At 53.7% G+C, this 14401-nt stretch carries 14 protein-coding genes; all 14 read right to left on the bottom strand.

Features of this window, described 5'->3' with window-relative positions; translation table 11 throughout:
• Positions 1 to 14 precede the first annotated feature (14 nt).
• The 14 genes from cpsB to ACUY4Q_RS08640 all read right to left on the bottom strand — a co-directional run bounded on the left by cpsB (position 15) and on the right by ACUY4Q_RS08640 (position 14268).
• Entirely contained in the window at positions 15 to 1451 is a 1437-nt protein-coding gene (cpsB, locus tag ACUY4Q_RS08705; RefSeq protein ID WP_458046644.1) for a mannose-1-phosphate guanyltransferase, read from the bottom strand.
• A complete protein-coding gene (gene wcaI, locus ACUY4Q_RS08700) occupies positions 1448 to 2752 on the bottom strand; it encodes a colanic acid biosynthesis fucosyltransferase WcaI (protein WP_458046643.1) in 1305 nt (434 codons plus the stop codon). The genes cpsB and wcaI overlap by 4 nt, the downstream gene beginning before the upstream one ends.
• Positions 2749 to 3222, bottom strand: a complete 474-nt coding sequence (locus tag ACUY4Q_RS08695) for a GDP-mannose mannosyl hydrolase (protein WP_458046642.1) — start codon at positions 3220 to 3222, stop codon at positions 2749 to 2751. The genes wcaI and ACUY4Q_RS08695 overlap by 4 nt, the downstream gene beginning before the upstream one ends.
• 2 nt (positions 3223 to 3224) lie before the next feature.
• The gene (gene fcl, locus ACUY4Q_RS08690) at positions 3225 to 4190 is read right to left on the bottom strand and encodes a GDP-L-fucose synthase (RefSeq protein ID WP_458046641.1); all 966 of its coding nucleotides are present in this window, start codon (positions 4188 to 4190) and stop codon (positions 3225 to 3227) included.
• Positions 4191 to 4192: 2 nt separating this feature from the next.
• Positions 4193 to 5314 (bottom strand): GDP-mannose 4,6-dehydratase, encoded by a 1122-nt coding sequence (gmd, locus tag ACUY4Q_RS08685; protein ID WP_458046640.1) that lies wholly within the window; start codon positions 5312 to 5314, stop codon positions 4193 to 4195.
• Between the two features lie 27 nt (positions 5315 to 5341).
• Positions 5342 to 5890: a colanic acid biosynthesis acetyltransferase WcaF gene (wcaF, locus tag ACUY4Q_RS08680; protein ID WP_458046639.1), complete on the bottom strand. Its 549-nt coding sequence runs from the start codon at positions 5888 to 5890 to the stop codon at positions 5342 to 5344.
• A 35-nt stretch (positions 5891 to 5925) separates the two neighbouring features.
• Complete coding sequence (wcaE, locus tag ACUY4Q_RS08675; RefSeq protein WP_458046638.1) at positions 5926 to 6672, bottom strand: colanic acid biosynthesis glycosyltransferase WcaE; 747 nt, start codon at positions 6670 to 6672, stop codon at positions 5926 to 5928.
• Positions 6673 to 6685: 13 nt separating this feature from the next.
• Positions 6686 to 7906, bottom strand: coding sequence for a colanic acid polymerase WcaD (gene wcaD / locus ACUY4Q_RS08670; RefSeq protein WP_458046637.1), 1221 nt, complete (start codon positions 7904 to 7906; stop codon positions 6686 to 6688).
• Complete coding sequence (wcaC, locus tag ACUY4Q_RS08665; RefSeq protein WP_458046636.1) at positions 7881 to 9098, bottom strand: colanic acid biosynthesis glycosyltransferase WcaC; 1218 nt, start codon at positions 9096 to 9098, stop codon at positions 7881 to 7883. Before wcaC ends, wcaD begins: the two co-directional genes overlap by 26 nt.
• Complete coding sequence (wcaB, locus tag ACUY4Q_RS08660) at positions 9095 to 9586, bottom strand: colanic acid biosynthesis acetyltransferase WcaB (RefSeq protein WP_458047293.1); 492 nt, start codon at positions 9584 to 9586, stop codon at positions 9095 to 9097. Before wcaB ends, wcaC begins: the two co-directional genes overlap by 4 nt.
• Positions 9586 to 10428 (bottom strand): colanic acid biosynthesis glycosyltransferase WcaA, encoded by an 843-nt coding sequence (gene wcaA, locus ACUY4Q_RS08655; protein WP_458046635.1) that lies wholly within the window; start codon positions 10426 to 10428, stop codon positions 9586 to 9588. Before wcaA ends, wcaB begins: the two co-directional genes overlap by 1 nt.
• A gap of 85 nt (positions 10429 to 10513) precedes the next feature.
• Entirely contained in the window at positions 10514 to 12676 is a 2163-nt protein-coding gene (gene wzc, locus ACUY4Q_RS08650; RefSeq protein WP_458046634.1) for a tyrosine-protein kinase Wzc, read from the bottom strand.
• 2 nt (positions 12677 to 12678) lie between these two features.
• The gene (wzb, locus tag ACUY4Q_RS08645; RefSeq protein ID WP_458046633.1) at positions 12679 to 13122 is read right to left on the bottom strand and encodes a low molecular weight protein-tyrosine-phosphatase Wzb; all 444 of its coding nucleotides are present in this window, start codon (positions 13120 to 13122) and stop codon (positions 12679 to 12681) included.
• 6 nt (positions 13123 to 13128) lie between these two features.
• Positions 13129 to 14268: a polysaccharide export protein gene (locus ACUY4Q_RS08640; RefSeq protein ID WP_458046632.1), complete on the bottom strand. Its 1140-nt coding sequence runs from the start codon at positions 14266 to 14268 to the stop codon at positions 13129 to 13131.
• Positions 14269 to 14401 lie beyond the last annotated feature (133 nt).

The raw sequence follows: 14401 nt of genomic DNA, 5'->3' as shown, positions 1-14401 counted from the left end.
CAGCCAGGATAGAGCTAAATGCGTCCGTATCGGTCTTCGAAGCGAACAATATCGTCCTCTTCAAGGTACGAACCGGAGCGTACCTCAATCAGATCGAGCGGGATTTTTCCTGGGTTCTCCAGGCAGTGACGCGCGCCGAGCGGAATATAGATGGATTCGTTTTCACCCAGCAGCTTCACGTCATCGTCAATGGTGACCTTGGCGGTACCCGCCACCACTACCCAGTGTTCGGCCCGGTGATGATGCATCTGCACCGACAGCCCCTCACCCGGTTTCACGGTGATGCGTTTTACCTGGTAGCGGTCACCCGCATCGATGGAGTCATATTTCCCCCACGGGCGGTAGACTTCACGGTGAATGTGGTGCTCATGGCGACCATCCGCTTTGATCTGCTCCACCACCTTCTTCACGTCCTGAACGTGATTACGGTCGGCAATCAGCACGGCATCTTTGGTCTGCACCACCACCAAATCTTTCACGCCGACGGTGGTGACCAGACCAGACTCGGCATAGACGAAGCTGTTTTCCGTTTCATGACTGATGACGTCGCCGTGATGCACGTTTCCCTCGGGCGTGTGCGCGCTGATTTCCCAGAGCGAGGACCAGGAGCCGACATCGCTCCAGCCTGCGTCCATCGGCACCACCACGGCATCCGCCGTTTTCTCCATCACCGCATAGTCGATGGACTCATCCGGGCAGGCCAGGAACGGCTCTTCTGCCACGCGAATGAAGTCCAGATCCGGGTCGGTGACGTTCATCGCTTTCTCGCAGGCGCTATAGATATCCGGGCGGTACTTCTTCAGCTCTTCCAGATAGCGGCCAGCGCGGAACAGGAACATGCCGCTGTTCCAGTAATACTCCCCGCTGGCGACATAGGCCTGCGCGGTCTCCAGATTCGGTTTTTCAACGAACTGCGCCACATCAAAGGCGACAGCGTCTTCCTGGCCCTGCGCCACGTTGCCGCGTCGGATGTAGCCATAACCGGTCTCGGGCATATCCGGCACGATGCCAAAGGTCACCAGTTTGCCCTTCTCCGCCCAGGGAATGGCCTGGCGCACCGAGGTGCGGAACGCTTCTTCATCGGCGATAACGTGGTCAGCGGCTAGCACCAGCATCAGCGGATCAGCTTTCGGGTTATGCCGTTTTACCGCCATTGCCGCCAGGGCGATGGCCGGTGCGGTGTTGCGTCCGGCGGGTTCGAGAATAATGTTCTCGGTCAGCTTATTAAGCTGGCGCAGCTGTTCCGCAACGATAAACCGGTGCTGTTCATTACAAATGACCACCGGGCTTTCGCACTCCACCCCATCGAGACGACAGACGGTGGTTTGCAGCATGGTCAGTTCGCCCTTCAGGCACAGAAACTGTTTTGGGTAGAGCACGCGGGAGAGCGGCCACAGACGGCTGCCAGAGCCTCCGGCCATCACGACCGGGTACAATTGTGTTTGACTCATGATTTATCCCCATTCCCTTCGTAATTCAGCGTTTCGCCCTGCGAAGACGCAGCATGTGCCTGAGCGGCCACGGGATCACGACGGGAGATATCAGTCATAAACTGGGTTAATACGCTCTCTTTTTCGAGCGCGCTTTCGGCATATTCACGTGCCACCGTGTTGGTATGCGGCATCAGCAGCGCCTGTTCGATCCCGGCCGTCAACGCAGTAACAGACTCGGGTTCCACACACACCGCAATGCCTGGAAAGGTCTGGCAGAGCTCGCCAAGTTCGGTGCTGGCTTCAGCGGTGATCACCGCATTACCGCCCACCGCCAGAATATTGGTCAGTTTGGAGGGCAGCACCGCATCGGCAGCACCGCGCTTTTGAATCACCAGATGGCAATCGGCCATCTTCAACAGGGCAGGCAGCGCTTCATAAGGTTGTAACGGGAAAAATTTCACGTTATCAAGCTTCTGATCCTGCGCCAGTTTTTCCAGTCGGGCTTTGCCACCGCCCTGCCCAACGATCACAAACAGCCATGGCTGTTCACGCAGGGCGTCGGCTGCCGCGATCACGTTTTCCAGCCCCTGCTTCTCACCAATGTTGCCGGAATAAAGAATGATTTTTTTGTCATCCGGCAGCGCCAGCTGGCGCTTTAACGCCACGACGTTTGCCGCCTCCACCTGCCGAAAACGGGCCACTTCGGACCAGTTCGGGAAGAAGATAATTCGCTCAGGGCTCACCCCTTTCTCCCGCGCTTTGTTCATCATGGAGCGGGAAATGGTCGAGACATTGTCGACATTGAGCAGGTTACTGCGCTCAAAAGCACTGGCCAGCTTTGCCACCCTGCCGCCTTTGCCTTTACCGGCCATGCCCAGGCCAAGCATGGCATCGACTTCATAATCCTGAACGTGCACCAGCGTGCGTGCGCCGGTAAGCTTTGCCAGCAGGCGCATACCCGGCGTGCAAAATAGCGTCGGCACGACGCCGATGATGCGATCCGGCTTCCAGCGACGTTGCGCCATCAGCGGGAAAAAGCTGCTGACGGCAAAGCTTGTCAGATGGATAAGACGCTTAAGGGTTGACGGCTGCCGGGGAACATAGAGCGGGCAACGCCAGACGCGAGCCGCCCCGTTTTCCTGGCGATAGCGCCAGTTAGCGTACGGCTTTGCGACCTTCCATTCCGGGTAATACGGCGGTGCCGTGATCACACGCACCTCATGGCCCTGCTCCGCCATCCACTCCACCATTTCGCCGGTATATTTACCGATTCCGGTTAACTCCGGCGAATAGTTGATCCCGTAAACGAGGATTTTCATAGACCCGGTACTCCCCGCGCTTCCTGGAAGTAGGCGCGGCTGTTGTCATGGACCAGTGGGTCGGCAGTTAATACGTCCGGCGTCAGCCAACGGTAGTCATCATGCTGATCCGGCGGCAACACCAGCGCCTCCTCATCCACTCGCAGACGAAAACCCAGCACGATGTAATGGGTGCTGAAGTCGCTACCGGAAAAGTTGTCGTCATAGAAATGCTGCCAGACGCCGTAAAACTCACCGGCCGACATCGGTAAACGCAGGCCCAGTTCGGCAAGGGTCAGGCGCTCAAATGCAACGGCCAGCGGCTCATCTTTTTGCACCCGACCGCCAGGCACAAACCAGTAACCCTGTGCCGGACGATTCGTGCGCTTTCCGAGCAGATACTCGCCGTTGGCGTTCTCAACGATGAGATCGATGGAGATGAGCGGGGTGGAACGCACCACCGTGGCAAAATCTTCCGGACGTAGAAACATGCTTACCCCCTGAACCGCTGCTGATTTTCAAGGAACCACTGGTAGGTGCTTGCCAGCCCCTGCTCCAGTGAAATCTCGTGATACCAGCCGAGCGCATGCAGACGTTGCACATCCAGCAGTTTGCGCGGGGTGCCGTCAGGTTTGGTGGCGTCAAAGACCACACGCCCTTTGTAACCCACCACCTGGGCGAGAGTCTGCGCCAGCTCACGAATGGTGCAATCCACCCCGGTACCGACGTTAATGTGCGACAGCATAGGCTGAGTGTTTTCCTGCCAGACGCTGGCGTCCAGTTCCATCACGTGAATGCTGGCGGCGGCCATGTCGTCCACATGAAGAAACTCGCGCATCGGCGTACCGCTGCCCCACACCACCACGTCCGGCGCATTGCTGATTGCGGCTTCATGGAAGCGGCGCAGCAAGGCCGGGATCACATGGGAATTGCTCGGGTGGAAATTGTCATTCGGCCCGTACAGGTTGGTCGGCATCACCGAGCGATAGTCACGGCCATGCTGGCGATTGTAGGATTCACACAGCTTGATACCGGCGATTTTGGCAATCGCATACGGCTCATTAGTGGCTTCCAGCGTTCCCTGAAGCAGCTCGCTTTCAGCAATCGGCTGCTGCGCCAGCTTCGGATAGATACAGGATGAGCCGAGAAAGAGCAGCTTATTCACGTTGTGCGTGTGCGCCGCGTGAATGATGTTGCTCTCGATCATCATGTTCTCGTAAATAAAATCCGCCGGGAACGTGTTGTTAGCGACAATACCGCCCACTTTCGCCGCTGCCAGGTAGACCTGGTCAATACGTTCGCTGGCAAAGAAGGCGTTTACCGCAGCCGGGTCGAGAAGATCGAGCGCGTCACGGCTGCGTAGCACCAGCTCCACATCCTCACGCTGCTCGAGCTGGCGAACAATGGCCGACCCGACCATGCCGCGGTGACCCGCGACAAAGATACGTTTTTTCGTCATGCTCAGGACTCCAGCGCGATGGCAACCTCATAACCATGGGCTCGCAGCAACGAGTGTTTTTTCGCCGCTTCGAGATCGTGGGCCACCATCTCGGAGACCATTTCCTGCAGGGTCGTTTCCGGTTTCCAGCCCAGCTTCTCGTGTGCTTTCGTCGGGTCACCCAGCAGGGTTTCCACTTCTGCAGGACGGAAGTAACGCGGATCAACGGCGACAATCACATCACCCGGTTTCACGCCCGGTGCGTCATGACCGGTGACGGAGGCCACAATGCCCTTCTCTTCCACGCCGTTGCCTTCAAAGCGCAGTTTGATACCCAGCTGTGCGGCGGCCATTTCGACGAACTGGCGCACGGAGTACTGCACGCCGGTGGCGATCACGAAATCTTCTGGTTTTTCCTGTTGCAGCATCATCCACTGCATTTTTACGTAGTCTTTGGCATGGCCCCAGTCACGCAGGGAATCCATGTTGCCGAGGTACAGGCAGGACTCCAGTCCCTGAGCAATGTTAGCAATCGCACGGGTGATTTTGCGGGTAACAAAGGTCTCACCACGGCGCGGAGATTCGTGGTTGAAAAGAATGCCGTTACAGGCGTACATGCCATAGGATTCGCGGTAGTTTACGGTTATCCAGTAGGCGTAGAGTTTCGCTACAGCGTACGGGGAACGCGGGTAGAATGGCGTCGTCTCTTTCTGCGGGGTCTCCTGCACCAGGCCATACAGTTCAGAGGTGGAGGCCTGATAGAAACGGGTTTTCTTTTCAAGGCCGAGGAAGCGAATCGCCTCCAGCAGACGCAATGTGCCCATACCGTCTACGTCAGCGGTGTATTCCGGGGATTCAAAGGAGACCGCAACGTGGCTCATGGCACCGAGGTTGTACACTTCATCCGGCTGCACTTCCTGCAGGATGCGCGTCAGGTTGGAGGAGTCGGTCAGGTCACCGTAGTGCAGATGAAACTTTGGATTGCTGGTATGCGGATCCTGGTAAATATGATCCACACGTTCGGTATTGAACGATGAGGCACGACGTTTAATACCGTGAACTTCGTAACCCTTCTCAAGAAGCAGTTCCGCCAGATAAGAGCCATCTTGCCCGGTTACGCCGGTGATGAGAGCGACTTTAGACATAGTATATTCCTCTGTACTTATCAGAAATTATTCAGTTTCAACGCGTTCGCGTATCACCACTGCGGGATTGCCCCGGCAAATCATATTTGCCGCAAGCGACTTAAAAACACTGCTGCGCGCACCCACGACCGTTCCGTCGCCAATGCGTACGCCGGGAGCAACAAATACATCCGTTGCCAGCCAGCATTTATCGCCAATCACAATCGGCTGCGCGTAGATATCAAAATGCGCGCTCATATAATCGTGACTACCGGTACACAAATAACATTTCTGCGAAATCACTGAGTTAGCACCAATGGTAATATCGCCAAGGCTATATAACACCGCGTCATCACCCACCCAGCTATAATCGCCAAGGGTTAATTTCCACGGATAGGTAATTTTGACTGACGGGCGAATGACTACGTTTTTTCCGATTTTTGCACCAAATAAACGAAGTAAAAATGCCCGCCAGCGATACATAATTTGTGGAGACCAGGCAAATAATGTCGCCTGTACCGCCCACCACAATTGAACCTTAATGGCATTACCGCCCCGAAAGCCTTTCGGCACGGAGAATCCTTGTAATTCTTGCATAGGTAACCCTTATATCAGTGCACGCTATTTTTTAATTATGCTTTGTTATATAAGGCTTTCGCTTTACCGGTTGTACGCAGCCGTAAGAGATAGGACAATTGGGCCCAAAAACCCGGCACGCGTAATATCTTTCGTTGCACATCACGGGCATCCCGACATAATTCCAGATTATTCGAGGTTGACACGCCACCCATAGAAAATTCCGATATTAAGCCTGACAAACGTTTAAAGGGAAAACCAGCTTTAAACATCCTGGCGGCCAGTGCGTAATCAGAGGAGACTTTGTATTGTAAATCGTAGGGGTAGGTTTTCAGACCACTTACCGGGAAGAATATGGCCTGATGACTGGCAGGCAAACTGTGGTAAATATACCAACCGTGTTTTGCGCCACGACGTATTTTGGTACCGTCGCCAAAATCTAACAATGCGTCGGCAATGTACATGGCATTGTTATTGGCTTCTGCAAGCTGGCGCACCACCTGAACACTGTCTTCATGCAAAATATCACCGGAATTGAGGAACAGGGCGAAGCGGCCATTGGCCATATCAATCCCTTTGTTCATCGCATCATAGATGCCTTTATCTTTTTCACTTACATAACGTAACTGATACTGCCCGTTGAGATTTTCGAGGAACTCAGCGGTGCCATCCTGAGATCCGCCATCGACCACAATCCACTCAAAACTGATGTCCTGTGCCTGCGCCAGATGCGCCAGCGACGCCCAGGTTTTCACAATGCCTTCGTAATTTCGAAATGCAACGGTAATAATACTAAGCAGCATGTGACACACCTCATCAGGAATTCGTAATATTCAGCGCTTTGCGCAGAATAAACGGACAGACAATTAAAAAAGCGTATTCTGGACTAAAGATCGAACCGGTAAAAAACAACGATATCGGAGTAAAGAGATAAAGCTGAACACGATAATTCTGATTATCACCAAATGCGTTCAACATCATCTTTACAACTTTGAACAGATACCACGCGGTTAATATTACAGCGAACCACGAAAAATAAATAATTAACAGATACAGGCCATTGTCTATGGTTTTACCGACGTCTGCACCGTTAAAGATTCCGAATGATGCAACATATTCGTAAAGTGAGCCGAATCTTACGACGCCGTCGACATTGGTCAGAGAATACCCCACCATCACAAGCGGACCGATGATACGATAATAAGAGGATGAGCCTTCCGTTCCTAGATCACCGAGACGTTCCGCAATATAAGGAAAGGCGAACACAACCCCGACTACAAATACGGCCAGTGAAATAATGGCCAGAGGTAATTTCTTGCGGATGGCGTCTTTGTTCAGATACTGGAAAGCCCACTCCAGCAAATAGAACAGGATAAATGTCATTACCCCTGAAAACGATCCGGAAAGAACTATCCCTGCCAAAATCATAGCATCTGTCTTCGGCGTTTTGATACCAAACTGTTTGATGCTGAGCCAAATTGAGATTAACGCCAGAGCGAAGAATGCCGGTTCGAAATAAAGCGCAGTGGTTCGCTTACCGCCAAATTTGATAAAATTCAGCACATAGCTGTTACTGTAAATCAGATATTTCGAAATTGTCTCCATCAAACTGCTGCCGCCGCTGAGGATAATTTGCGCCATTTCTGCCGCCGCCAGCATCACCACCAGCCCAACCACCAGCCAGAAGAAGCGTAGAATCTTCCGATGGTTATGGGGTGAGATGGTCTTAAAGCGAATACTCCAGACCATGCCAATAATGATGACGATGTAAACAAACAGCATGGTCGACGTGACGTACTTACCGGCATTCAGAGACTGGCCAAACAGATAGTTGAATATCGTCAGCGCGGCCCCTGCCCCCAATGCGATCATCAGCTTCTTGAGGTTAATCTTGTCGACATACAGCAGCAGCAACAGCGGTAAAAAGGTGACGATGGTTATCGGAAAGCTTTCGCCAAGCTGGAGAAGTTTGACGTTCACCAGCAGGTAAATCAGCGGCAGCAGCAGATAACTACAGATTCTGATAGAACGAGACATATTCCTCCAGCATCTGTTTCCCACTGTAAGCGACCCGACTGCGGGCGCTGAAAGCCTCAAGCGTTGTGGCAAAGACCGCCTCGGCAATATCCGCTTTGTGCTTTTGCACCAGCGGGAGCACCTCATCTTCAGCAAAGGTTTTGCCGCCAGACTTAACCAGCACTTCGCGAGCGGCATCGCTATGGGTGGCGATAACCGGCACGCCAATGGACAACGCTTCACACAGGATAAGCGGGTAGTTATCGACGCGGGAGGTAAAGAGCAGCGCGTCCATCTGATTCAATTCGCTCATTAATTTGCGCTTGTCGGTCAGAAACCCGTGGTTAACCACGTTAGGCCCTTCGAACGGTGAAAACTTGCCGAAGGTGTGCAGCTCAACCTTTTCACCCAGAGCCATCACATCGCGCACCAGTTTCTGATTGGTTTTCCCGTCATAGCGCAGATCGTGCGCCACCACGGCAATTTTCGGTCGACCCCAGGTCACCGTCACGGGCGACAGATCGGCCAGAATCGCTTCCGTGGCGACGTCGATGCCGTTATTAATGATCTTGCAACGACCGGCACCGTAGAGGCTGTTAAAGGCGTCCGCCACGTGCTGGCTTGGAGAGATAAACTGGCAACCGAGTGCCATCATTTCATTAAACAGATGGCGTTTTTCGCCCACCAGCTGATGCGCGCGGTCAACCTTGACCGGCGGGTAATTCGCCAGCGTCGGACATTTTTTACAGCCCTGCTTCCAGCCTTCGCAGCCGTCGGTAAAGGCGCAGCGCCCGGTCACGCTCCAGTGATCGTGCAACGTCCACACAAACGTCACGTCCGGTTTATGCGCGTTCAGCTTCTGGCAGAACGCCACCACGTCGGCCAGGTTCAGCCAGTAGCTGTGCATCACGTGAAAATGCAGTACCACCGGGCCTGGCGTTCGGCTGACGGTACGGTAGAGGTTATTCAGGTTGCCAAAAACGTCGCGATTGAACAGACGAAACAGCGCCAGGTTGGCCATTGAGGTCAGGCGTGGTGTCTGCTTGATGACGTTAGGGTAATCATTATGGCTGACGCTTTTCTTGCCCCCTTTGCCATAACCGTAAACAAAGCGGGAGCGCATGCCTTGTTGCAACGCACGTTGGTGCAGATCCAGCGCCACACCCGCCGCGCCGCCTTCTGCGAGGCGTACGTTAAACTGTAAAATATTCATGCTCTCACCTTCACGCGTGCTTTTTCACCTACCACCAGCGCGTTATCCGGCACATTGTCCAGCACCACGCTGCCTGCGCCGATAACCACGTTGTTACCGATGGTGATATCTCCCAGCAGCACGACGTTGGCGCCTAACTCAACGCCATTGCCAATCACCGGGCAGGCCAGACTTTTTGCCCCACGGTTGCCTATAGTGACGCTGTGACGAATGGTGAAATCATCCCCTGCCACCACGTGTTTATTAATCACCACCGCATAACCATGGTGAATGGTAAAACGTCGCCCGATGGTGGCTGCTGCCTGAATCTCGTAACCAAACAGGCATTCGGTAATAAAGCGGTAGGCCAGCAGCACCGGGGCGGCCCAGAGATTGTTAAGCACATTTTTCTTACGCCATACCGAGCAAAAATGGGCAATACGGTAGGCTGCGACCATGCAGCACGGGCGCAAACTCCATTGATTGGCGCGAAAATCCTCCAGACGCATCATTTCCCCCGCAGGCCATCGGCCAGACGTTTGCCGTTACGCACCGATAACAGGGTGAGTAACGTGCGCCAGTTCATGCGCTTGTTGCGGATCTGGTAGAGCGTGAAGAGCTGATACTTCTTGCTGGCCCGGTCGAATTTGGCTTTGTGTTTGCGGTAAAAATGGAAGTAGCCGGAGAACTTTTTTGGCGACGAGGTGATCTGCATTTCACCATGATTGATGTGCAGGATCTGCGTCGCTTTTTCGATTTTCCACGGCTCGCCATACTGCTCGACCATACGTAAAAAGATGTCGTAATCCTGCGCGGCTTTCAGCTGCGTGTCGAACAGGCACTCTTTAAAACGCCATGACCAGCTAAAGACCTGATTGCCGACAATGTTGCGCTTGTAGAACAATTTGCGGGAAAACGGCGACTTCGGGTACAGCGGCAGACTGGCAGGCTGAGAGTAAACCTCACCCTGGCAGACATAATCGTTGGCATAAAGGAACGCGCGGGTTTTCAACCGATCGCGATCGGCTAAAAAGACGGACAGACGATCGTGCGTCCATTCGTCATCGTCATCGATGCCGGTGATAAATTGCCCCGACGCCTGCATGATGGCCTGATTTCGCACCGCGCACGCGCCAGAATTAAAGGGGTTGCGGGTATAGCGCACACGCGAGTCACCGAGGTCGTTTACAAACTGCTGCAACTGCTCAAAGTTTGCCGAGCAGTCGTCGACAATAATCATTTCCCAGTGGTCATAATCCTGACGCAGCACCGATTTGATGGCGCGAATGGCAAGCTGCTGACGATTCCACGTCGGCATATAGATCGAGATAAATGGACGTTCTGTGGTCATTTTTTTCCCCGATTGGTCTATTTCCCCCTCACCCCGGCCCTCTCCCTCAGGAAGAGGGGGAGAGGGTTAGGGTGAGGGGAAAACGTTACTTACTGTCCGATTTGTATTCGTACTCGTAATACCCGTAATCCTGGTACCCGGTCGCGCGACGGAAGATGGAGTTAAGGATGACGCCTTTGACCTGAATGCCGTTTTGCTCGAAACGGCTCAGACTGGTCTGTACCTCTTTCACCGTGTTCACCGCATAGCGCGCCACCATCAGGGTGGTGCCCGCATGGCGGCCCACGATAGCGGCATCGGTCACGGCGAGGATTGGCGGGGTATCAATCAGCACCAGGTCATAATTTTTGCTCGCCCAGGCCAGTAATTGCGCAAAACGTTCGCTCATCAGCAGTTCGGAAGGGTTCGGCGGCACCTGACCACGCGGCACCAGATCGAAATGCGGAATCGAGGTCTGCTTCGCGCAGCTTTCAATGGCCCCTTTACCGACGAGGATGTCAGACAGGCCGTTGACGTTATCCGTACCCAACAGTTCATGGGAGTAGCCTTTACGCATATCACAGTCGATCATCAATACACGTTTGTTGGCCTGGCTGATTACCGCCGCGAGGTTGGCACAAACGAAGGTCTTACCGATTGACGGGCTGACCCCGGTCATCATCAGCACATTGTTATTGGCCTGCATCATGGCGAAGTGCAGGCTGGTACGCAGACTGCGCACGGCTTCAATCGCGAGATCCGTAGGGTTACCCACTGCCAGCAACTGGCTCTGCTTGTAGCGTTTAACCCCTTTGACGGTTTTGACACTGTCACGCGCTTTCTGCCATTCCGAGAGCGGGATGCTGGCGTAAACGCTGATCCCCTGCTCTTCCAGCACCTGCGGGCTTTCGATACCGCGGTTGAACAACGAACGCAGCAGAACGACCACAACCGACAGAATCAATCCAAGAATGATACTGCCCAGCACAATCAGCGCTTTCTTCGGCTTGAGCACACCCGGTTGGGTAATTGCCGGGTCAACGATACGCACATCGCCGACGGTACTGGCTTCGGTGATTCGCAGCTCCTGCTGTTTGTTGAGCAGCTGCATATAGACCTGCTGACCGGATTCCACATCACGCGTCAGGCGGACAATCTCCTGCTGCGTTTTCGGCATCGCGGTAACGCGGTTATTCAGCTTGGTTTTTTCATCTTCCAGCGCTTTGCGTTTTTCCAGCAGCGTGCGATAGGCCGGGTGCACTTTGGTGTAGAGCTTGGAGATTTCCGCCTCTTTAAAGGTCAGCTCATTGAGCTGCGCATCAATATTGACCATAGAATCCAGTACGGCTTTCGCTTCCTGGGGTAAATCGACGGAGTCTTTTTCCTGACGGTAGGTGTTGAGTTTATTCTCAGCCACATCCAGCTTACCGCGCACTTCCGGCAACTGTTTATCAAGGAAGGCCAGGCTCTTGGCGGCTTCTTCAGATTTACGCTGAATATTCTGCTCAAGGTAATTTTTGGTGATGCTGTTCAGAATGGCGCGAATCTGCTCGCGGTCTTCGCCGGTGTAGCTCAGGCTCAACACGCCGGTATCTTTGCCGTTTTCCGTGACGCTGAGGCTATTTTGCAGGTTGTTGATCATGCCGAGCGTGGAGAACTTGGTGACCGTGAACTCACTGTCCGTTCCTGCCGCAATACTGCTCACCATGATGCTCAGACCGTCTTTTGACAGCGTTTGACCAACTTCACCTTTGGCGCTAAATCCGCCGTCACTGGTGAGCTGGTACTGCTTCGGACCGAGTACGGTCACGGTGAACGTTTGCTCTACCATGCTCTTTGGTACGACAAACTGCGTCACCTTCACGGTCTCATTTTGCCGCCCCATCAGACGGTCCCAGCCCGCGCCAAAAATCGGGAAGGTCTTTTTCGTGACCGCAATGTCCAGATCTAAATCATCAACGGTTTTGCCCAGCACCATGCGTGACTGAATCAGCTGAATTTCAGCGTCAGAGGCAGGGGGTTTATTAGAGAGCGCACTGTTAAGGTTTTGTACCAGTGAGTTGCCGGTGTCCTGCTCGATTTGCACCAGCGCATCCGCACTGTAAATCGGGGTAGCAAACAGGCAGTAGATGATGGCACCGACCGCGAAGAGCGAAGTAATGCCCAGCACCCACCAGCGGGCTTCGACCACCGTGCCAATCAATCGACCAATATCAATTTCATCGTTGCCCACCGCCGGGGCGGCAGAATGGTGTGTTTTTTCGGTCATGGTTATCCCTGCTGAGCGTTAAGCGCCTGCGCCCATTGACGGGCAGACTGGTCGATTAAGGTGTAAACGGCCTCGAAAGCGTCGCGGCTTTTACGGTAGGGGTCGGGAATCTCCCGTTCCCCCTCCCAGTGACCAAACAGCATCACTTTGCCGCGCATTTCGGGCGCGATTTCACACAATGCGGCGATATGCCGCTTTTCCATAACCAGAATCAGGTCGTATTCCCGACACATCTTCCCGGAGATTTGCCGGGCGATATGGCCCTCAAGCGAGAGCCCATTGTCCTGGGCCACGCGCGCGGCCTGCGCGTCAGCCCCTTTACCTGACAGTGCCCCCAATCCTGCAGACGCTACCGTTAATGACGGCTGATATTTTTGCAGCAGCCGCTCCGCCGTCGGGGAACGGCAAATGTTCCCCACACACACCACCAGAATTTTGTTAAACATCGCGTATCACCAGGTATGTACGTCGCGTGCCGTGTCCGTCATATAACGAACGCCATTGATGGTTGGCAGCAACTGATTGATGAGACGATTCCAGCGGGCAACCGGTGCGGTTGTGACGTAAACCACGTCGTAAGGCTGGAGACGGAATTCCGTTGCCATCACCAGAGAGGTGGCGTCGGACATATCAAGCTGGTAAATGTTGGCAATCTTGCCCTTCGCACTGCCCTCGCCTTTCAGCGGACGAATCACGAAGATACCGCTGGCGTTGGAGGTGGTCAGGTCGATACCTTCCGCCTGGCCGAGCGCTTCGGTCAGCGTCATGCCGCTGAAGTCCATTTTGAGGGTGCTCTGTTTTTTCACTTCACCCATCACGAAGACTTTCAGGTCGTCGTTACGCGGCACAAAGAGAATATCGCCGGGGTAAAGCAAACGGTTCTGACTGAGATCGCCGTTTTGCATCAGCGCCTGCAGAGAGATCCGCTCCTCTTTACCGTTATGGGTGAGGACCACGTTGCGCCAGTCGGCGGTATCGGTCAGCCCCCCGGCTGCGTTGATAGCATCCAGCACCGTGAGCGGTACGTTAGTGATTGCCTGCTGGCCTGATTTTTCAACCTGGCCCGAGACATAGGCTTTCTGCGAGCGGAAGGCAGCGATGTTAACGTCCACCTGCGGGTCAGCGATGTACGTCGCTAAGCGGCTGGTAACATCACTGCGGATTTCAGCGAGCGTTTTTCCTGCGACATGGACACGACCAATGTAGGGATAGAACATGCTGCCATCGGGTTGTACCCAGTTACCGGTGTCGCTCGAGCTGCGATATTGACCCGCAGGCGTGGTCAATTCCGGGTGGTCCCAGACGGTAACGCTCAATACGTCACCAGGCCCAACGCGATAATCGTAGTTGGATATTTCCTGATCTAAAGACATATTGGGTTGAGCAACATTTGGGCGTGGGCGTAATTGTTCAACCAGACGCGGAGTCAGTGGATAAACATTCACCATGCGGTCTAAATCAAAATCAGCATCCTGCTGTTTGATCACATCCTTTCCCATCGTAGACATATTGCTACCGGGAAGTACGGTGCAGCCACTCATCAAGGTCATGGACACCAATAAAGGTATCAATTTCGTTTTGGATTTCATCATTGATTAATTATCACTTTTGCAGAGTAATTATCCTGTGTATTTAAATAAGCGCTCAAGCCTTTACGAAATCAGAATGCAGTTAATTACAACTTAAATTAACTGGTATCAATCCTAAAATCCGCTTATTCAACCA

The sequence above is a fragment of the Phytobacter cepae genome, assembly GCF_054165735.1.
Note: the sequence above shows the minus strand (reverse complement) of the source record. Positions and strands in the feature narration are given on the sequence as shown.